Consider the following 18416-nt stretch of genomic DNA (forward strand, 5'->3'; position numbering starts at 1 on the left):
ATGTGGGAGTTGTCGAGCCCCAGCGAGGCTGCGAAGGCGTCGGTACAGGCAACATTTTTGTTGCCTGACACACCGCTTTCGCAGCCTCGCTAAAGCTCGACAGCTCCCACATCTAAGTTGCGATAGCTTTGAATTTTCTCGGGATAACAATAACTAGGGAAGAGAAATGCACCAGCAAGAAAAGGGTTTGAAACGCGGGCTGAACGCCCGACATATTCGCTTCATGGCACTCGGTTCCGCGATCGGCACCGGGCTGTTCTATGGCTCTGCCTCCGCCATACAGATGGCCGGCCCCGCCGTGCTGCTCGCTTACCTGATCGGCGGCGCCGCCGTATTCATGGTGATGCGCGCACTCGGCGAGATGGCTGTGCACAATCCGGTTGCAGGCTCCTTCGGCCAGTACGCCAGCACCTACCTGGGCCCAATGGCCGGGTTTATCCTCGGCTGGACCTATGCGTTTGAAATGATCATTGTCTGCCTCGCCGACGTCACCGCGTTCGGCATCTACATGGGCTTCTGGTTTCCCGAGGTCGCGCGCTGGGTGTGGGTGCTCGGCATTGTGTTTTTGATCGGCGGCCTGAACCTGTGCAACGTCAAAGTGTTTGGCGAGATGGAGTTCTGGCTGTCGCTGCTCAAGGTCGGCGCCATTGTGGCGATGATCCTCGGTGGCTTGGGCATCATGCTGTTTGGCATCCATTCGGCCGGCGACACCCAGGCCAGCGGCATCAGCAACCTGTGGGCCCATGGCGGCTTCATGCCCAACGGCGTTGGCGGCCTGATTGCCTCGTTCGCGGTGGTGATGTTTGCGTTCGGCGGCATCGAAATCATCGGCATCACCGCCGGTGAAGCCAAGGACCCGCAACGCGTGATCCCCAAGGCGATCAACGCGGTGCCGTTGCGCATCCTGCTGTTCTACGTGCTGACGCTGTTTGTGTTGATGGCGATCTACCCGTGGCCGCAGATCGGCAGCCAGGGCAGCCCGTTCGTGCAGATCTTCAGCAACCTCGGCATCGGCTCGGCGGCGACCATCCTTAATATCGTGGTGATCTCGGCGGCCGTCTCGGCCATCAACAGCGACATCTTTGGCGCCGGCCGCATGATGTACGGCCTGGCCCAGCAGGGGCAGGCGCCCAAGGGCTTTGCCCAGCTGTCCAAACAGGGCGTGCCGTGGATGACCGTGTTGGTGATGGGCGCGGCGTTGCTCGGCGGCGTCGTGCTCAATTACCTGATCCCGGAAAACGTGTTCCTGGTGATCGCCTCGATTGCCACCTTCGCCACGGTGTGGGTGTGGCTGATGATTCTGTTCACTCAGGTCGCGATGCGCCGCTCGATGACCAGGGAGCAGGTCGCCGAGCTGAAATTCCCGGTGCCGTTCTGGCCCTATGCGCCCGCAGCGGCCATCGTGTTCATGCTGTTCGTGTTTGGCGTACTGGGTTACTTCCCGGACACCCAGGCCGCTTTGCTGGTCGGCGCCGTGTGGATCGTGCTGCTCGTCGTCGCTTACCTGCTGTGGGTCAAACCGGCTGCCGGGCAAGCGGCCACGGTTCATTACGACCCGGCTTTGTCTCATCGTTAACTTAGGGAGGCGTTGATGAAAACGCTTTGGCAACACTGCCACGTCGCAACCATGGCAGACGGCAAGTACTCGATCATCGAGGATGCCGCCATGGTCACCGCCAATTCGCTCATCGAGTGGATCGGCCCCCGCAGCCAGGCGCCGACGGCGGATTACACCCAGGTGCATGACCTGCAAGGCGCGTGGGTCACCCCCGGGCTGATCGACTGCCACACCCACACGGTGTTCGGCGGCAATCGCAGCGGCGAATTCGAGCAGCGCCTTCAAGGCGTGAGCTACGCCGACATCGCGGCCAAGGGCGGCGGTATTGCCAGCACGGTGCGCGCCACCCGCGCGGCCACTGAAGATGAACTGTTTGCCAGCGCGCACAAGCGCCTGCGCAGTTTGCTGCGTGACGGCGTGACCACGGTGGAGATCAAATCCGGCTACGGCCTGGACCTGGTCAACGAGCGCAAGATGTTGCGCGTGGCACGGCGCCTCGGCGACGCACTGCCGGTCAGCGTGCGCGCCACGTGCCTGGCGGCGCATGCGTTGCCGCCGGAGTACAAGGGCCGCGCCGACGATTACATCGACCACATCTGCCACGAGATGCTGCCGGCCCTGGCAGCCGAAGGGCTGGTGGACGCGGTAGACGCCTTCTGCGAATACCTGGCGTTTTCCCCGGAACAGGTGGAGCGTGTGTTCAAGGTCGCCCAGCAACTTGGCCTGCCGGTGAAGCTGCACGCCGAGCAACTCTCTTCGTTGCATGGCTCAAGCCTGGCCGCGCGTTACCACGCGCTGTCGGCGGACCATCTGGAATTCATGACCGAAGACGACGCCATCGCCATGGCCGCGTCGGGCACCGTCGCCGTGTTGCTGCCGGGCGCGTTCTACTTCCTGCGTGAAACCCAGCTGCCGCCGATGGATGCGCTGCGCAAGCACGGCGTGAAGATTGCCATCGCCAGTGACCTCAACCCCGGCACCTCGCCGGCGCTGTCGGTGCGCCTGATGCTGAACATGGCCTGCACGCTGTTCCGCATGACTCCGGAAGAAGCTTTGGCCGGCGCCACGCAACACGCGGCTACCGCGCTGGGCATGGGCGACACCCACGGTTCGCTGCAAGTGGGCAAGGTCGCCGACTTTGTCGCCTGGCAGATTGATCGCCCCGCCGACCTGGCCTACTGGCTGGGCGGCGAACTGGATAAACGCGTCGTGCGCCACGGCGTCGATGTCACTGTTTGAGGAGTACTTTTTGTGGATAAGGTTCTGAACTTCAAACAAGGCCGTGTGCCGCTGCTGATCAGCATGCCTCACGCGGGCCTGCGCCTGACGCCCGCGGTGGAAGCCGGATTGATCCCCGAGGCACAAAGCCTGCCGGACACCGACTGGCACATTCCCACGCTGTATGACTTTGCCGAAGACCTGGGCGCCAGCACCTTGTCGGCAGAGTACTCACGGTTTGTGATCGACCTGAACCGGCCATCGGACGACAAGCCGCTGTATGTCGGCGCCACTACCGGGCTGTACCCGGCGACACTGTTCGACGGCGTGCCGTTATTTCGCAAAGGCCTGGAGCCTTCCGCCGAGGAGCGCGCCACCTACCTGCAGAAGATTTGGGGGCCGTACCACCGCGCCCTGCAAGAGGAACTGGCGCGGCTCAAGGCCGAGTTCGGCTACGCGCTGCTGTTTGATGCGCACTCGATTCGCTCGGTGATCCCGCACCTGTTTGAAGGCAAGCTGCCGGACTTCAACCTCGGCACTTTCAACGGCGCCGCCTGTGATCCTGAGCTGGCCAGCCAGCTGGAGGCGATTTGCGCCGCGCATCCGCAGTACACCCATGTGCTCAACGGGCGCTTCAAGGGTGGGCACATCACCCGGCATTACGGCGACCCGGCGCAGGACATCCACGCGGTGCAGCTGGAGTTGTGCCAGAGCACGTATATGGAAGAGGTCGAGCCGTTTCGGTATCGCCCTGACTTGGCTGAACCGACCCAGGTGGTGTTGAAGCAGTTGCTGGAAGGGGTGTTGGCCTGGGGACAGAAGCACTACCGTTAGACTTTCGGTACTGCTGAAATAGCTTTCGCGAGCAAGCCCGCTCCCACATTTGGCCGAGTTCCAACATGAGAATGCGGTGTAAAGGTGGGAGCTGGCTTGCCTGCGATGAGGCCTCGCAGTCGCCGCAGTGCAATTGCCGGTCGCCACAGGTCGCTTTCACCGAAGTCCCGCTGGGTAATGTTGTGGATAGGGCGCGTCAGACGCCACTTCCCACAATAACGCTGCCGAGTGAGACCTCTTTTCATGAAAAGACTGTTCAACCGTTGCCTGTTGACCCTCACCGGCGCCGCACTGCTCAGTGCGCACGCCATGGCTGCGGAACCGGCCTCCTGCAAAACCGTGCGCATGGGCGTGGTCAGTTGGACTGACGTGGTCGCCACCTCCGGCATGGCCGACGTGTTGCTCAATGGCCTGGGCTACGACAGCAAACAGACCAGCGCTGTGCAACAGATCATTTTTGCCGGCATCCGCGACAAGCGCCTGGATATTTTCCTCGGCTACTGGAAACCGGCGATGGACAACAACATCGCGCCATTCCTGGCCGCCAAGCAGGTCAAGGTCTTCGATACGCCCAGCTTGTCTGACGCCCAGGCCACTCTGGCGGTGCCGCAATACGTGGCCGATGCCGGGCTGAAAACCTTTGCCGACATTGCGCGTTTCAAGGACAAGCTGGGTGCCAAGATCTACGGCATCGAGCCCGGCAGCGGCGCGAATACCGATATCCAGAAAATGATCGACACCAACCACTTCGGTCTGGGCGGCTTCAAGCTGGTTGCCTCCGGTGAAGCGGGCATGCTCGCGGCCGTGCAGCGTGCGGTAAACCGCAAGGAGTTTGTCGTGTTTGTCGGTTGGACCCCGCACCCGATGAACATCAACATGAAAATGGCTTACCTCACCGGCAGCGAGGATGTATTTGGGGCTGACGAAGGCCGGGCCACGGTGTCCACCGTGACGGCGCCGGATTTCACCGAGCGTTGCCCGAACGCCAACCGCCTGTTGGAAAACCTGACCTTCACCGCCGCGCAGGAAAGTCAGTTGATGGTGCCGATCATGGAGCGCCAATCGCCGCAGGACGTGGCCAAGCAATGGTTGCGCGACCATCCGGAGGATTTGCAGCGCTGGCTGGCTGGGGTAGCAGCGTTTGATGGCGGCGATGGCGTCGCGGCCGTCAAGGCCAGCCTCAAACCCTAAGCCAGGCACGGTAGCTCAAACAACACAGGGCAAATGTGGGAGCGGGCTTGCCCGCGATGGCGGTGTATCAGGTCATTCACAAGTGGCTGACACACCGCTGTCGCAGGCAAGCCCGCTCCCGCACTTGATCTACAGCGATTAGGGATATTTGCGCATGTATCCGATTTCTCCGCAGCTTGCGGCCTTCGTCACTAAAACCGAATCTTTCAGCAGCGACGACTCGTCGCTCGCAGGTTTGCGCCGCAACTACGACCGCATGTGCCAGGCATTCACCCCGCCGAAGCCAGAAGGGCTGCAAGTCTCTGACTTTGCCCTCGGTGCAGTCGGCGTGCGCAGCTATCTCCCTTCGGCGCCCACGCCAATCGAAGGCTGGCCATGCCTCCTTTATATGCACGGCGGCGGCTGGGTGGTCGGCGGGCTGGATTCCCATGACTTCATTTGCTTCGAACTGGCCAGCACGCTTGAAGTACTGGTGATCGCCATCGACTACCGCCTGGCGCCGGAACACCCGTTCCCGGCGGCGTACCAGGATTGCCGCGCAGTGTGGCAGGCCATCCAGGCCGGGCAGGGGCCGCACGTGATCAACCTGCAGCGCCTGGTGGTGGTGGGCGACAGCGCGGGCGGCAATCTGGCCGCGGCGTTGTGCCTGGGTTTGCGCGATGACGGCCAACCGCTGCCCCGCGCCCAAGTGCTGATTTACCCAGGTTTGGGCGGCGCGGCGGACCTGCCGTCGCGCCGCGACTGCAGGGATGCGCCCTTGCTCAGCACCGCCGACACCGACTGCTACCTGGCGCTCTACTTGCCGGGCGCAGACACGCCTTCGGCCTATGCCATGCCATTGCTGGCCAAGGACTTCAGCGGTTTACCCAAGGCGCTGATCGCCGTGGCCCAGTTCGACCCGCTGCGCGATGACGGCATGCTGTATGCCGAACGCCTGCGGGCGGCGACTGTGGAGGTTGTGTTGTACCCCGGCAAAGGCCTGGTCCACGGCTGTTTGCGCGCGCGCGGCCACGTGGCGCAGGTGGATCAGCTCTACGACTATCTGCTGGGCTACGTGCGGCGCTGCCTGGGGAGCGAAGGGCTGACACAGGTCTAAGTGCTCAAGGACATGCTCATTGCACAATTCGGGTTTATGATGCCAGACGGCAAAAATAATAGACGTCCCCTCAGGGATGAACCCGACACCCTACGGAGCGCGCAATGCAGACTTGGTACCCGCAGATCAAACCCTACGCCCGGCACGATCTGGCCGTCGATGACACCCACACGCTGTACGTCGATGAAAGTGGCTCCCCCGAAGGCTTGCCCGTCGTCTTTATTCACGGTGGCCCAGGCTCCGGCTGCGACGCCCAGAGCCGCTGCTACTTTGATCCGAACCTGTACCGCATTGTCACCTTCGACCAGCGCGGCTGCGGACGCTCCACACCTCGCGCCACCCTGGAAAACAACACCACCTGGGACCTGGTCGCCGACCTTGAGCGCATTCGCGAACACCTGGGCATCGAAAAGTGGGTGCTGTTTGGCGGCTCCTGGGGCTCGACCCTGTCGCTGGCTTACGCGCAAACCCATCCCGAGCGCGTGCATGGCCTGATCCTGCGCGGAATCTTCCTGGCTCGCGACCAGGACATTCACTGGTTTTACCAGGAAGGCGCGAGCCGCATGTTCCCGGATTACTGGCAAGACTACCTGGCACCGATCCCGGCGGATGAGCGTCACGACCTGGTCGCCGCGTACCACAAACGCCTGACCGGCAACGATCAGATCGCCCAGATGCACGCTGCCAAGGCGTGGTCCGGCTGGGAAGGCCGCATGCTGGGCCTGTGCCCGAGCCCGCAGCATGTCGAGCGGTTTTCCGAGCCGCAGCGCGCGCTGTCGATCGCACGTATCGAGTGCCACTACTTCACCAACAACTCCTTCCTGGAGCCCAACCAGCTGATTCGCGACATGCACAAGATCGCCCACTTGCCTGGCGTAATCATTCACGGGCGCTACGATATGATCTGCCCGCTGGACAATGCCTGGGAGCTGCATCAGGCGTGGCCCAACAGTGAGCTGCAGGTGATCCGCGAGGCCGGGCATGCCGCTTCCGAGCCCGGCATCACCGATGCATTGGTGCGTGCAACCGGCGAAATGGCACGGCGCCTGCTTGATCTGCCGCCAGAAGAAGCATGAAGGGCCTGTTGCAACGGGTGCGTGGCGCCCGCGTCGAGGTGGCGGGCGAGGTCGTAGGCGCAATTGACCAGGGTTTGCTGGTGCTTGTCGCCGTTGAGCCTTCAGATACCCCAGAGAGCGCCGACAAACTGTTGCACAAGCTGCTTAACTACCGGGTATTCAGTGATGACGAGGGCAAGATGAACCTGTCCTTGAAGGACATTGGCGGTGGTTTGCTGCTGGTGTCGCAGTTCACCCTGGCGGCGGATACCAAAAGCGGCCTGCGGCCGAGCTTCTCCACCGCGGCCCCTCCGGCGCTGGGAGCAGCGCTTTTTGATCACTTGCTGTTACAAGCGCAACAATTGCATGGCAAGGTGGCGTCAGGGCGTTTTGGGGCGGATATGCAGGTGCATTTGGTCAATGATGGCCCTGTGACCTTCCTCTTACAGACATGAATGTATTAAAAACGACGTTAATGCCTAAAAACGCAGGGTTTCGCTACAAATACTTCGTTGTCCCTGATGCGTTGTTTCGCGGGCTACTAGATAATCGCGCGCTACGGGGATCAGCATTGTTTGGTCCATTTTTGACTTAGGTAGAGACTTGTCCGACAAACCAATGGGGAATCATTTTGACCCAAGGGAGTCGGAACAATGCTCGCCAACCTGGCATATAGATAGCTGGCCGTTGGTTTTTTGATCTGTTTTCGGCGAGGGTTGCTCGTGATTGTTAGTCCCTGTAATGCACCAAAATTGTCTGCCAAACGGTTACGAAACGCACTGGTGACGGGCTCCGCCCTGTTTTGCCTGTTCGGCGCGGGTCAACTGTGGGCATTCAGTCTGGATGATGTGTCGGCCAAGGCAAAAGAGCTGGCCGGGCAGAAATACGAAGCTCCGCGCAGCAATCTGCCGAACGAATTTCGCGAAATGAAATTCGCCGACTATCAGAAGATTCGTTTCCGTAACGAAAAAGCCGAGTGGGCCGATCAAAACACACCGTTCAAGCTGTCCTTCTATCACCAGGGCATGCACTTCGACACGCCGGTGAAAATCAACGAAGTCACCGCCGACACCGTTCAGGAAATCAAATACGACCCGACGCGTTTCGATTTCGGCGACGTGAAATACGATCCCAAGTCCACTGAACAGCTGGGTTATGCCGGTTTCCGTGTGCTGTACCCGATCAACACGCCTGACAAGCAAGACGAAATCATGACCATGCTCGGCGCCAGCTACTTCCGCGTCGTCGGCAAAGGCCAGTCGTATGGCCTGTCGGCCCGTGGCATGGCGATCGACACTGCATTGCCGTCCGGTGAAGAGTTTCCGCGTTTCACCGAATTCTGGATCGAGCGTCCAAAACCGGGTGAAAAGCAGTTGGTGATTTTCGCCTTGCTGGACTCCCCACGCGCCACCGGCGCCTATCGCCTGACCCTGCGCCCTGGCACCGACACCGTTGTCGACGTCAAGTCCCAGATGTTCCTGCGCGACAAGGTCAGCAAACTGGGCGTTGCCCCGCTGACCAGCATGTTCCTGTTTGGTGCGAACCAGCCGTCGAAGGTGCTCAACTACCGTCGTGAACTGCACGATTCCAGCGGTCTGTCGATCCATGCCGGCAACGGTGAGTGGATCTGGCGCCCTCTGAACAACCCTAAACATCTGTCGGTCAGCAACTTCACCATCGAAAACCCGCGTGGTTTCGGCCTGTTGCAACGCGGCCGCGACTTCAGCCACTACGAAGACCTGGACGACAACTACGACAAGCGCCCAAGCGCCTGGATCGAGCCTGAAGGCGACTGGGGCAAGGGTTCCGTCGATTTGGTAGAGATTCCGACCGCCGATGAAACCAACGACAACATCGTTGCGTTCTGGAGCCCGGCCGAGCTGCCAAAAGTCGGCGAGCCGCTGGACATCAGCTACCGCTTGCACTGGACCATGGACGAGAAAGCCCTGCACCCGGCCGACAGCGCCTGGGTCAAGCAAACCTTGCGCTCCACCGGTGACGTGAAGCAGTCCAACCTGATCCGTCAGCCGGACGGCAGCGTGGCCTACCTGGTTGACTTCGAGGGCCCGTCCCTCAAAGCCCTGCCGGCAGACGCCGCGGTGCGCAGCCAGGTGAGTGTCGGCGACAATGCCGAAATCGTTGAAAACAGCGTGCGTTACAACGAACACACCAAAGGCTGGCGCTTGACCCTGCGGATGAAGATCAAGGACGCAGGCAAACCGACTGAAATGCGTGCAGCCCTGGTCCAGGACATCCCGCAGCCGGAGCCTGAGAAAGCGTCGACCCAAGTGATCAAGGCCGACAAGCTGCTGGCCAAGCAACACGAGAAACAGGCCAAGAAAGAAGCTAAAGAAGCAAAAGAAGCAAAAGACGCGAAAGAAGCCAAAGACAAGGAAGCCAAGCAGCCAGAAGCTGCCCCGGCCACGCCACTCTCTAATCCGGAGCCGGCCAAGACAGAACACGTCCTGACCGAAACCTGGAGCTATCAGTTGCCTGCCGATGAGTAATTCTCAAGCCACGCCCGAGACTCTGTCCGAGTACCTGGCGCACCTCCCGATGACCGCCGAGCAGCGCGCCGAACTGGCGGGCTGCACGTCCTTCAGCGAGCTGCATGAGCGGCTTTCGTCTGCGACCTTCGACGCACCAGCCGACGCTGCCCAAGCGTCGGTCGGCCGTCGGCTGACCCTCAACACCGCCGAAGAACTGCAAGACGCAGAAATGCTTGCGCTCGACGCCAGTGGCCGGGTTTGCCTGAAGGCTACGCCGCCGATTCGTCGGACCAAAGTAGTGCCTGAGCCTTGGCGCACCAACATTCTGGTGCGCGGTTGGCGCCGGATGACCGGTCGCACCAACCCGCCGAAGCCGCCCAAAGACGAGCGTGTACTGCCGGCCGCGCGCTGGCGTACCGTCGGTTCGATCCGCCGTTACATCCTGCTGATTTTGATGCTCGGTCAGACCATCGTTGCCGGCTGGTACATGAAAGGCATCATGCCGTACCAGGGCTGGTCACTGGTCGACTTCGACGAAGTGCGCAACCAGACCTTGCTGCAAACCGCGACCCAAGTCCTGCCTTACGCCCTGCAAACCAGCATCCTGATCATGTTCGGGATCTTGTTCTGCTGGGTCTCGGCCGGTTTCTGGACCGCGCTGATGGGCTTTCTGGAACTGCTGACCGGTCACGATAAATACCGGATTTCCGGTAAAAGTGCCGGTGACGAGCCGATCCCGAAGGATGCGCGTACCGCGCTGGTGATGCCCATCTGCAACGAAGACGTGCCCCGGGTATTTGCCGGTCTGCGCGCCACTTTCGAGTCGGTGGCCGCCACAGGCGACCTGGACCGTTTCGATTTCTTCGTCCTCAGCGACAGTAACGAAGCCGATATCTGCATCGCCGAACAGCAAGCCTGGCTTGACGTGTGCCGCGAAGCCGGGGGTTTCGGCAAGATCTTCTATCGCCGCCGTCGCCGTCGCGTCAAACGCAAAAGCGGCAACCTCGACGACTTCTGCCGTCGCTGGGGCGGTGACTACAAGTACATGGTGGTCCTCGACGCCGACAGCGTGATGAGCGGCGAATGCCTGACCAGCCTGGTGCGCCTGATGGAAGCCACGCCGGATGCCGGGATTATCCAGACCGCGCCGCGTGCGTCGGGCATGGACACCCTGTATGCGCGCATGCAGCAGTTCGCCACCCGTGTGTACGGCCCGCTGTTTACCGCCGGCCTGCACTTCTGGCAGTTGGGTGAATCCCACTACTGGGGCCACAACGCGATCATCCGCATGAAGCCGTTTATCGAGCACTGCGCCCTGGCGCCGTTGCCGGGTAAAGGCGCGTTTGCCGGTGCGATCCTCTCTCACGACTTCGTTGAAGCAGCGCTGATGCGCCGTGCCGGCTGGGGCGTGTGGATTGCCTACGACTTGCCGGGCAGCTACGAAGAACTGCCGCCGAACCTGCTGGACGAACTCAAGCGTGACCGTCGCTGGTGCCACGGTAACCTGATGAACTTCCGCCTGTTCCTGGTAAAAGGCATGCACCCGGTGCACCGCGCGGTGTTCCTCACTGGCGTGATGTCGTACCTGTCGGCGCCGTTGTGGTTCTTCTTCCTGGTGCTGTCGACGGCGTTGCTGGCGGTGAACACCCTGATGGAGCCGCAGTACTTCATGGCACCACGCCAGTTGTACCCGCTGTGGCCGCAATGGCATCCGGACAAGGCGGTGGCGCTGTTCTCCACCACCATCGTGCTGTTGTTCCTGCCCAAACTGCTGAGCATCATCCTGATCTGGGCCAAGGGCGCGAAAGAGTTCGGTGGCAAGTTCAAGGTGACCTTGTCGATGCTGCTGGAGATGCTGTTCTCGATGCTGCTGGCGCCGGTGCGGATGATCTTCCACACCCGTTTCGTGCTCGCCGCGTTCCTCGGCTGGGCTGCGACCTGGAACTCGCCACAGCGTGACGACGACTCCACGCCGTGGAGCGAGGCGGTCAAGCGTCACGGCCCGCAAACATTGCTCGGCTTCCTCTGGGCGTTGTTGGTGGTGTGGCTGAACCCGAGCTTCCTGTGGTGGCTGATCCCGATTGTCGGCTCGCTGATGCTGTCGATTCCGGTGTCGGTGATTTCCAGCCGCGTGAAACTGGGCCTCAAGTCTCGCGACGAGAGCCTGTTCCTGATCCCTGAGGAATACAATCCGCCGCAAGCCCTGCTGTCGACCGAGAAGTACACCCACGAAAACCGTTGGCACGCGCTGAATGACGGGTTTGTGCGTTCGGTCGTCGACCCGCAGCAGAATGCGCTGGCCTGCGCCCTGGCGACCTCGCGTCACCGTGAAGCGGAGCCGATCGAGCATCTGCGTCAGGAGCGTGTCCGCCACGCATTGAAAGTCGGCCCTGCCGGCCTCAACAACGGCGAACGCGTGGCGCTGCTCAGCGATCCGGTCGCCCTGGCTCGTCTGCACCAGCAAGTGTGGAGCGAAGGCCACGCCGAGTGGTTGGGCGCCTGGCGTGCTTCGATCAAGGCGGACCCGCACGCGCCTTTGCTGCCGCTGCAACCGCTGTCGTCCCAGGCTCAACCGGCCTGATTCATACGCCCCCGAGGGCCCACCTCGGGGGCGTTTGAAGCGCTGGTCCTACAACGTTTCGCGCTTCTTCCTCTAAGCACTAACGCCTTGTTATTTCGAAACAAAAGTCCTTTGTTCGCGACGTATTGCCGTACCTGTGGCTGGGTTAGCATCGCCCCCTCGAATTGACGAGGTCACAGGGGGAATCATGAGCAAGAGCTATTGTTGGGCGTGGCTGGCAGGCGCTGTCGCATGGGTGTACGCGGGCCTATTGAGTGCCGGCGCCCTGGATGACGCCGTGCGCCGTGGCGTGCTCAAAGTCGGTACCACGCCCGCCTATGTGCCCTTCGAGATGAAGGACAAGCAGGGGCGCATCGTCGGCTTCGAGATCGATTTGCTCCAGGCCATGAGCCATGCCCTGGGCGTCCAACTTGAATTGGTCACGATGCCCTATGCCGACCTGGTACCGGGGCTGATGGCGAAGAAGTTCGATCTGATCGGCAGCGGCATGACGGTCACGCAAGAGCGCAATCTGAAGCTGAATTTCAGCGACTCCTTCATCGTGGTTGGCCAAACCGCGCTGCTGCATCCGAGCCTGGCCGGCAAAATTTCCAGTATCGAAGACCTGGATGAGGCGGGTTACCGGATCGCCGCCACGGCAGGTACGACCGGAGAGGCAGCGGCGCGACGTTTGCTCGGGGCGGCCCGATTGAGCAGTTTCGCCACCGCGCAAGAGGGCGTGCGGCAGGTGGTGGAGGGTAAGGCCGATGCCTTCATTCATGACGCGCCCTACAACCTGATCGCAATGGCCCGGCCGGAAAACCGCACACTGTTGGCACTTGAACAGCCGTTTACCTTTGAGCCTCTGGCGTTCGGGTTGAAAAAGGGTGATTACGACAGCCTCAATTGGATCAACCACTTCCTCAGCCAGGTGGCCCAGGACGGGACTTACGATCGCCTGCACGACAAGTGGTTCAAGGACACCGCCTGGATGGCCGAGATCGATTAATCGTTCTAACCACTTATCTATCAAGACGTTGTCGCGCTTGCCTGCTGAACCTGTCTAACCCTGCGCGTCGCCGCACCGTTGTGGGGCTTTTCCGACATACGCAGGGAACATTTACCCGCGAAACCTTTGTGACGGGCAGCGAGTGGGGTAGGATCGCACCCCGAATTGGTGCAGCCCTTTTGCGCGCCGACTTTATAAGAACCGTTCAGGGGACTTGATGATGAAAAAGTATCTTTCGATGCTGATGCTCGGCGTCACCGCGCTGGTCGCGGCCACTGCGGCTCACGCTGGCGCCATCGATGATGCGGTCAAGCGCGGCACGCTGAAAGTCGGCATGGACCCGACCTACATGCCGTTCGAAATGACAGACAAGCGCGGTGAAATCATCGGCTTTGAAGTCGACATCCTCAAGGCAATGGCTAAATCGATGGGCGTCAAACTGGAGCTGGTGTCGACCGGTTACGACGGCATCATCCCGGCCTTTCTGACCGGCAAGTTCGACATGATCGGCAGCGGCATGACCCTGACTCAAGAGCGCAACCTGCGACTCAATTTCAGCGAACCTTTCATCGTGGTCGGCCAGACGCTGCTGATTCGCAAGGACCTGGAAGGCACCATCAAGACCTACAAAGACCTCAACGATGAGAAATACCGCCTGACCTCCAAGCTGGGCACCACCGGTGAAATGGTCGCCAAAAAGCTGATCTCCAAAGCCAAGTACCACGGCTACGACAACGAGCAGGAAGGCGTGCTCGACGTGGTCAACGGCAAGGCAGATGCCTTTGTGTATGACGCGCCGTACAACGTGGTTGCCGAGAAAAAGGTCGGCAACGGCAAACTGGTGTTCCTGGAAGAACCCTTCACGTTCGAGCCGTTGGCGTTCGGCCTGAAAAAAGGCGATTACGACAGCCTCAACTACATCAATAACTTCCTGCACCAGATCCGCAACGACGGCACCTACGATCGCATCCATGATAAGTGGTTCAAGAGCGCCGAGTGGCTCAAGGACATGGAATAAGGGCTGACACCCAGTCGACTTCATCGCAGGCAAGCCAGCTCCCACAGTTGAAATGTGTTCCCTTGTGGGAGCGGGCTTGCCCGCGATGACGGCATGCCAGGCGATACATCTTCGGAAAGTGAAATGAAACAGAAAAAAGCCCAATGGCCCTGGCACCTGTTGACCGTGGTCGTGCTGGTTGGCCTGGCTGGCGCGTTGTACTACGCCACTTCGCTGATGTCTTACGAGTGGCGCTGGAACCGCGTGCCGCAGTACTTCGCCTATCAGGCCGAAACGTCCCAGCGTGCCGCCGACATTTCCACCGTGGTGGAACTGGTGCACAAAGGCGACGTCGCTGAAGTGACCCTGCGCAACGACGCCGGCACCGAGCAAAAGCTCACCGTGGCCGACAACAGCCTGCAAGTGTCGCGTGGCGATGATGTCGCCGAAGGCGACGTGGTGGGCGTGACCCGGCATTGGGCGCTGGGGCCGTTGATGTGGGGCTTGTGGACCACATTGTGGCTCTCGGTGGTGTCCGGCATTCTCGGCCTGGCGATCGGCTTGGCAACCGGCCTGTGCCGTCTGTCCAATAACCCGACCTTGCGCGACCTGTCGACTATCTACGTCGAGCTGGTGCGCGGGACGCCGCTGTTGGTGCAGATCTTTATTTTCTATTTCTTCATCGGCACGGTGCTCAATCTGTCGCGGGAGTTTGCCGGGATCGCGGCACTGTCGCTGTTCACTGGCGCTTATGTGGCGGAAATCGTGCGCGCCGGTGTGCAGTCGATCACCCGTGGCCAGAATGAAGCCGCGCGTTCGCTGGGCCTCAGTGCCAGCCAGTCGATGCGCCATGTGGTACTGCCGCAAGCGTTCAAACGCGTGCTGCCGCCTTTGGCCGGGCAATTTATCAGCCTGGTCAAGGACACGTCGCTGGTGTCGGTAATCGCGATTACCGAGCTGCTCAAAAGTGGTCGCGAAGTGATCACCACCTCGTTCTCGCCGTTTGAAATCCTGTTCTGTGTGGCAGGCCTGTACCTGCTGATCAACCTGCCGCTGTCAAAAATGGCCAGCCGGCTTGAGCGGAGGCTCGCGCAAAGTGATTGAAGTCCGCGATCTGGTAAAAGTCTTCGACACCCGTGGTCACGTGGTGCGCGCGGTGGACCACGTCACCACTCACGTCGCCAAGGGCGAAGTGCTGGTGGTGATCGGCCCGTCGGGTTCCGGCAAATCCACCTTCCTGCGTTGCCTGAATGGTTTGGAAGCATTCGACTCGGGCTCCGTCAGCATCGACGGCTTGCAACTGGCTGACCCGAAAACCGACGTGAACGCCTACCGCCGCGAAGTTGGCATGGTGTTCCAGCATTTCAACTTGTTCCCGCACATGACCGTGCTGGAAAACCTGTGCCTGGCGCAAAAAGTCGTGCGCAAGCGCGGCAAACAAGAGCGCGAGGCCAAGGCCCTGGCGCTGCTCGAAAAGGTCGGTATTGCGCAAAAGGCCAACGAGTTTCCGTCACGTTTGTCTGGTGGACAGCAACAGCGTGTGGCCATCGCCCGCGCGTTGGCAATGGAACCCAAGGTCATGCTGTTTGACGAGCCCACTTCGGCGCTGGACCCGGAAATGGTCGGTGAAGTGCTGGACGTGATGAAGACCCTCGCCCTGGAAGGCATGACCATGGTCTGCGTCACCCACGAAATGGGTTTTGCCCGCGAAGTGGCCGACCGTGTGCTGTTTTTCGATCATGGCAAATTGCTGGAAGACGCGTCCCCTGCCGCGTTCTTTGACGCGCCGAAAGACCCGCGGGCCCAGGCCTTCCTGCGCCAGGTCCTGTAAACCTCACGGCCGGGCCCGACGGGGTCAACTGAGCACCGGCCGCCACAGTGCGTGGCGACACGCACCGCACCCTCATCACTCTGCGATTGATTGCCTCCGGCATTGCATTGTGCGGCGTCTGCAAGCGGTTCAGCGCCAACGCGCTGAAACGCTCAAGGGATTCGGCGGCCCGGGTCGGCCGCCGTGCAAGGCGGCTCAGATGCGGAAGCGGCCAACCAGGGTTTGCAGGTAAATCCCCAGGCGCGCCAGTTCGGCACTGGAGGCGGCGGTTTCCTCACTGGCCGAAGAGGTCTGTTCAGACACATCGCGTACATTCAGCACGCTGCGGTTGATCTCTTCGGCCACGGCACTCTGCTGCTCGGCGGCGGTGGCGATCTGCGAGTTCATCGCCTGGATGGTCGAGACCGTGCGTGTGATATTGCCCAGCGCGTTGCCGGCCCGACGGGTCAGCTCGACACTGCTGTCGGTGAGGCCACGGCTGTTGTCCATGATGGTCGCCACCTGCTGGGTGCCGCTTTGCAGGCCGACGATCAGCTCTTCGATCTCTTCAGTGGACTTCTGCGTACGCTGGGCCAGGCTGCGCACCTCATCGGCGACCACGGCAAAGCCACGTCCGGCTTCACCGGCACGCGCGGCCTCGATCGCGGCGTTAAGCGCGAGCAGGTTGGTTTGCTGGGCCACCGACTTGATCACGTCGAGCACGCTGCCGATCTTGTCGCTCTCGCGCTTCAGATGGCCCATGGCTTCGGTGGAGTTGCCCACCTCAGTGGCCAGGCGCTCGATCTGGGCGATGGCCTCACCCACGACTTTGTCACCTTCGCGGGCCTGCTGGTCAGCGGCCACGGCGGCTTCAGAGGCTTCTTCGGCGTTACGCGCTACTTCCTGCACGGTGGCTGCCATCTCATTCATGGCAGTGGCTACCTGGTCGGTCTCGACCTTCTGGCTATTGACCCCCGCGCTGGTCTGCTCGGTGACGGCCGACAGTTGCTCGGCGGCGCTGGCGATCTGAGTGACGCCATCGCTGATGCCGCCGATCAACTCGCGCAGGCCGACGGTCATGCTTTGCATGGCGCGTTGCAGCTGCCCCAACTCATCCTGGCGCGCAGAGTTGAGGTTGTGGCTCAGGTCGCCAGAGGCGACTTGCTCAGCGACGTTGAGGGTCTGGTTCAGCGGAATGACGATTTGGCGCGTGATGGCCCAGGCGGCGACCATGCCGAAGATCAGCGCCAGGACGGTGGCCAGCAGCAACAGCTGCTTGGCTTGCGCCGCGTCGGCATCGCGTACTGCGGTTTGCGAGAGGGTGAGTTTTTCGCTGTGGCCCAGCAGGATATCGCCTTGCTCGGTCATGATTTTCAGGGCCGCAGCGCTGGCGACCTGGGAATCGCGGTACTGGCTGACGGCGGCGCGATAGGCTTGCAGCGACACGCCGGCTTCTTGCAGGTTGGCCTGATACTGGGCAGGCAATTGGCCTTGCAGGTCGGTGATTTTCTTGAGGGCGTTGTCGATGGCATCCAGGGCCGGCTGCTCGGCTTCCGCCTTGGCGCTGTAGGTGTAGCCGCGCACCTGGAAGCGTGATTGCTGGATCAGCTTGCTCAAGTCGACCACGCTGTTGAACTGGGTGACGCTGTCACCTTGCAGCAGTGCCTTCTCGACCTCGTTGGTCTTGGCCACGGCGTTGTCGGCGGTGTCGCCGAGCTTGCTGCGCGCGCCTTCGCGCTTCAGACCGGCCTGGACCATGGTGGCGAAGGCTTTTTGGTATTGGTTCAAGGCCTCCTGCTGTTGCTCCACCAGGGCCTTGTCGTCGGGTTGCTCGATCAGGGTTTGTGCAGTTTTAAGGCCGTTGTCCAGCTGGGTGAGCAGGCCGTTGACCGCGTCCGTGCCTTGTTCGCCGCGACGCATTTCAAAGTCCAGGCGCGCCAGACGCAGGTCTTTGGTCAGGCCGTTGAGGCTGGAGATAAAGCCCAGTTTGTCACCGCGACTGATCACATCGCCCAGGCCGGTCCAGCCGGTGAAGGTGGTCAACAACGTCAGGACTAACACCAAGCCAAAGCCAATGCTCAGCTTGCGGTTGACGCTCACATTCCCCAGTTTTTCGGCTAACCAACGATACATGCTGCGAACTCCCTTTGAACAAGGCTTGGACTTATTCAGAGGCTATCGGCTGGGCGGGATTATTCTGTAGGCGCGATGGATCATGTGGCGCGTCTTGAGGCGGGCAGGCTTGGTGTGCTGGGCGGGCTGGCCGTGGCCCGCGGGCTTGTTGTGGCGAGCTGGCTTGTTGTGGCGAGCGGGCTTGCCCCGCGTTGGGCTGCGCAGCAGCCCCAGTCAGAGCAACGCCGCGTCTGTCAGGCATAACGAGCTGACCGTTTTGGGATCGCTTCGCGCCCCAACGCGGGGCAAGCCCGCTCGCCACAACAGGCGCGCTGCTACCGATGGCAGTGTTGTTGGCGGGCGGTGAGGTTTAGAACAGGCGGGCGAGCAGGGCGGTGACGGCGGTTTCTACGCGCAGGATTCGCGCACCAAGCTGCACGGGTTGCAGGCCGGCTTTGGTCAGCAGGTCCACTTCGTAGGGTATCCA

General features: G+C 61.3%; 14 protein-coding genes and 1 pseudogene. 13 read left to right on the forward strand and 2 right to left on the reverse strand.

Features of this window, described 5'->3' with window-relative positions:
• The first annotated feature begins 166 nt into the window (after nucleotides 1-166).
• The 13 genes and pseudogenes from AACW30_RS03585 (at nucleotide 167) to AACW30_RS03645 (ending at nucleotide 15838) form a co-directional block, all read left to right on the forward strand.
• A complete protein-coding gene (locus AACW30_RS03585; protein WP_200624287.1) occupies nucleotides 167-1576 on the forward strand; it encodes an amino acid permease in 1410 nt (469 codons plus the stop codon).
• A 15-nt stretch (nucleotides 1577-1591) separates the two neighbouring features.
• The gene (gene hutI, locus AACW30_RS03590; protein WP_200624288.1) at nucleotides 1592-2797 is read left to right on the forward strand and encodes an imidazolonepropionase; all 1206 of its coding nucleotides are present in this window, start codon (nucleotides 1592-1594) and stop codon (nucleotides 2795-2797) included.
• A gap of 12 nt (nucleotides 2798-2809) precedes the next feature.
• A complete protein-coding gene (gene hutG, locus AACW30_RS03595) occupies nucleotides 2810-3610 on the forward strand; it encodes an N-formylglutamate deformylase (protein WP_200624289.1) in 801 nt (266 codons plus the stop codon).
• A 243-nt stretch (nucleotides 3611-3853) separates the two neighbouring features.
• Nucleotides 3854-4801 carry a choline ABC transporter substrate-binding protein gene (locus tag AACW30_RS03600; RefSeq protein ID WP_200624290.1) on the forward strand — a complete coding sequence of 316 codons (948 nt, stop codon included), beginning with the start codon at nucleotides 3854-3856 and terminating at the stop codon, nucleotides 4799-4801.
• A gap of 154 nt (nucleotides 4802-4955) precedes the next feature.
• On the forward strand, nucleotides 4956-5897 hold the full coding sequence (locus AACW30_RS03605; RefSeq protein WP_200624291.1) for an alpha/beta hydrolase: 942 nt from the start codon (nucleotides 4956-4958) through the stop codon (nucleotides 5895-5897).
• 104 nt (nucleotides 5898-6001) lie between these two features.
• Nucleotides 6002-6973 carry a prolyl aminopeptidase gene (gene pip, locus AACW30_RS03610; protein WP_200624292.1) on the forward strand — a complete coding sequence of 324 codons (972 nt, stop codon included), beginning with the start codon at nucleotides 6002-6004 and terminating at the stop codon, nucleotides 6971-6973.
• The gene (gene dtd, locus AACW30_RS03615; protein ID WP_078740275.1) at nucleotides 6970-7407 is read left to right on the forward strand and encodes a D-aminoacyl-tRNA deacylase; all 438 of its coding nucleotides are present in this window, start codon (nucleotides 6970-6972) and stop codon (nucleotides 7405-7407) included. The genes pip and dtd overlap by 4 nt, the downstream gene beginning before the upstream one ends.
• A gap of 267 nt (nucleotides 7408-7674) precedes the next feature.
• Complete coding sequence (locus AACW30_RS03620; protein ID WP_106577762.1) at nucleotides 7675-9459, forward strand: glucan biosynthesis protein G; 1785 nt, start codon at nucleotides 7675-7677, stop codon at nucleotides 9457-9459.
• A pseudogene (mdoH, locus tag AACW30_RS03625) lies at nucleotides 9452-12060 on the forward strand (glucans biosynthesis glucosyltransferase MdoH). The gene AACW30_RS03620 and the pseudogene mdoH overlap by 8 nt, the downstream one beginning before the upstream one ends.
• Nucleotides 12061-12209: 149 nt before the next feature.
• The gene (locus AACW30_RS03630; RefSeq protein WP_124416222.1) at nucleotides 12210-13010 is read left to right on the forward strand and encodes a transporter substrate-binding domain-containing protein; all 801 of its coding nucleotides are present in this window, start codon (nucleotides 12210-12212) and stop codon (nucleotides 13008-13010) included.
• A gap of 220 nt (nucleotides 13011-13230) precedes the next feature.
• On the forward strand, nucleotides 13231-14028 hold the full coding sequence (locus tag AACW30_RS03635; RefSeq protein ID WP_106577502.1) for a transporter substrate-binding domain-containing protein: 798 nt from the start codon (nucleotides 13231-13233) through the stop codon (nucleotides 14026-14028).
• Nucleotides 14029-14151: 123 nt separating this feature from the next.
• Nucleotides 14152-15111, forward strand: coding sequence for an amino acid ABC transporter permease (locus AACW30_RS03640; protein ID WP_106577503.1), 960 nt, complete (start codon nucleotides 14152-14154; stop codon nucleotides 15109-15111).
• Entirely contained in the window at nucleotides 15104-15838 is a 735-nt protein-coding gene (locus AACW30_RS03645) for an amino acid ABC transporter ATP-binding protein (protein ID WP_106577504.1), read from the forward strand. Before AACW30_RS03640 ends, AACW30_RS03645 begins: the two co-directional genes overlap by 8 nt.
• Nucleotides 15839-16033: 195 nt before the next feature.
• Here AACW30_RS03645 and AACW30_RS03650 read toward each other — a convergent pair whose 3' ends face one another.
• Together AACW30_RS03650 and AACW30_RS03655 are read right to left on the reverse strand one after the other, a co-directional pair.
• The gene (locus AACW30_RS03650; protein ID WP_200624294.1) at nucleotides 16034-17950 is read right to left on the reverse strand and encodes a methyl-accepting chemotaxis protein; all 1917 of its coding nucleotides are present in this window, start codon (nucleotides 17948-17950) and stop codon (nucleotides 16034-16036) included.
• Nucleotides 17951-18299: 349 nt separating this feature from the next.
• Nucleotides 18300-18416, reverse strand: a 117-nt coding sequence (locus AACW30_RS03655; RefSeq protein WP_200624295.1) for a 16S rRNA (uracil(1498)-N(3))-methyltransferase, incomplete at its 5' end; no start/stop codon positions are given.

It is taken from the genome of Pseudomonas sp. MF6747 (genome assembly GCF_963890955.1).
In the GTDB taxonomy this organism is placed as follows: domain Bacteria; phylum Pseudomonadota; class Gammaproteobacteria; order Pseudomonadales; family Pseudomonadaceae; genus Aquipseudomonas.

What these genes read in the sequence shown, in the direction of transcription:
- AACW30_RS03585 (WP_200624287.1), top strand. Translation starts at nt 167, where the DNA reads ATGCACCAGCAAGAAAAGGGTTTGAAACGCGGGCTGAACGCCCGACAT.
- hutI (WP_200624288.1), top strand. Translation starts at nt 1,592, where the DNA reads ATGAAAACGCTTTGGCAACACTGCCACGTCGCAACCATGGCAGACGGC.
- AACW30_RS03600 (WP_200624290.1), top strand. Translation starts at nt 3,854, where the DNA reads ATGAAAAGACTGTTCAACCGTTGCCTGTTGACCCTCACCGGCGCCGCA.
- AACW30_RS03605 (WP_200624291.1), top strand. Translation starts at nt 4,956, where the DNA reads ATGTATCCGATTTCTCCGCAGCTTGCGGCCTTCGTCACTAAAACCGAA.
- pip (WP_200624292.1), top strand. Translation starts at nt 6,002, where the DNA reads ATGCAGACTTGGTACCCGCAGATCAAACCCTACGCCCGGCACGATCTG.
- dtd (WP_078740275.1), top strand. Translation starts at nt 6,970, where the DNA reads ATGAAGGGCCTGTTGCAACGGGTGCGTGGCGCCCGCGTCGAGGTGGCG.
- AACW30_RS03630 (WP_124416222.1), top strand. Translation starts at nt 12,210, where the DNA reads ATGAGCAAGAGCTATTGTTGGGCGTGGCTGGCAGGCGCTGTCGCATGG.
- AACW30_RS03635 (WP_106577502.1), top strand. Translation starts at nt 13,231, where the DNA reads ATGAAAAAGTATCTTTCGATGCTGATGCTCGGCGTCACCGCGCTGGTC.
- AACW30_RS03640 (WP_106577503.1), top strand. Translation starts at nt 14,152, where the DNA reads ATGAAACAGAAAAAAGCCCAATGGCCCTGGCACCTGTTGACCGTGGTC.
- AACW30_RS03650 (WP_200624294.1), bottom strand. Translation starts at nt 17,950, where the DNA reads ATGTATCGTTGGTTAGCCGAAAAACTGGGGAATGTGAGCGTCAACCGC.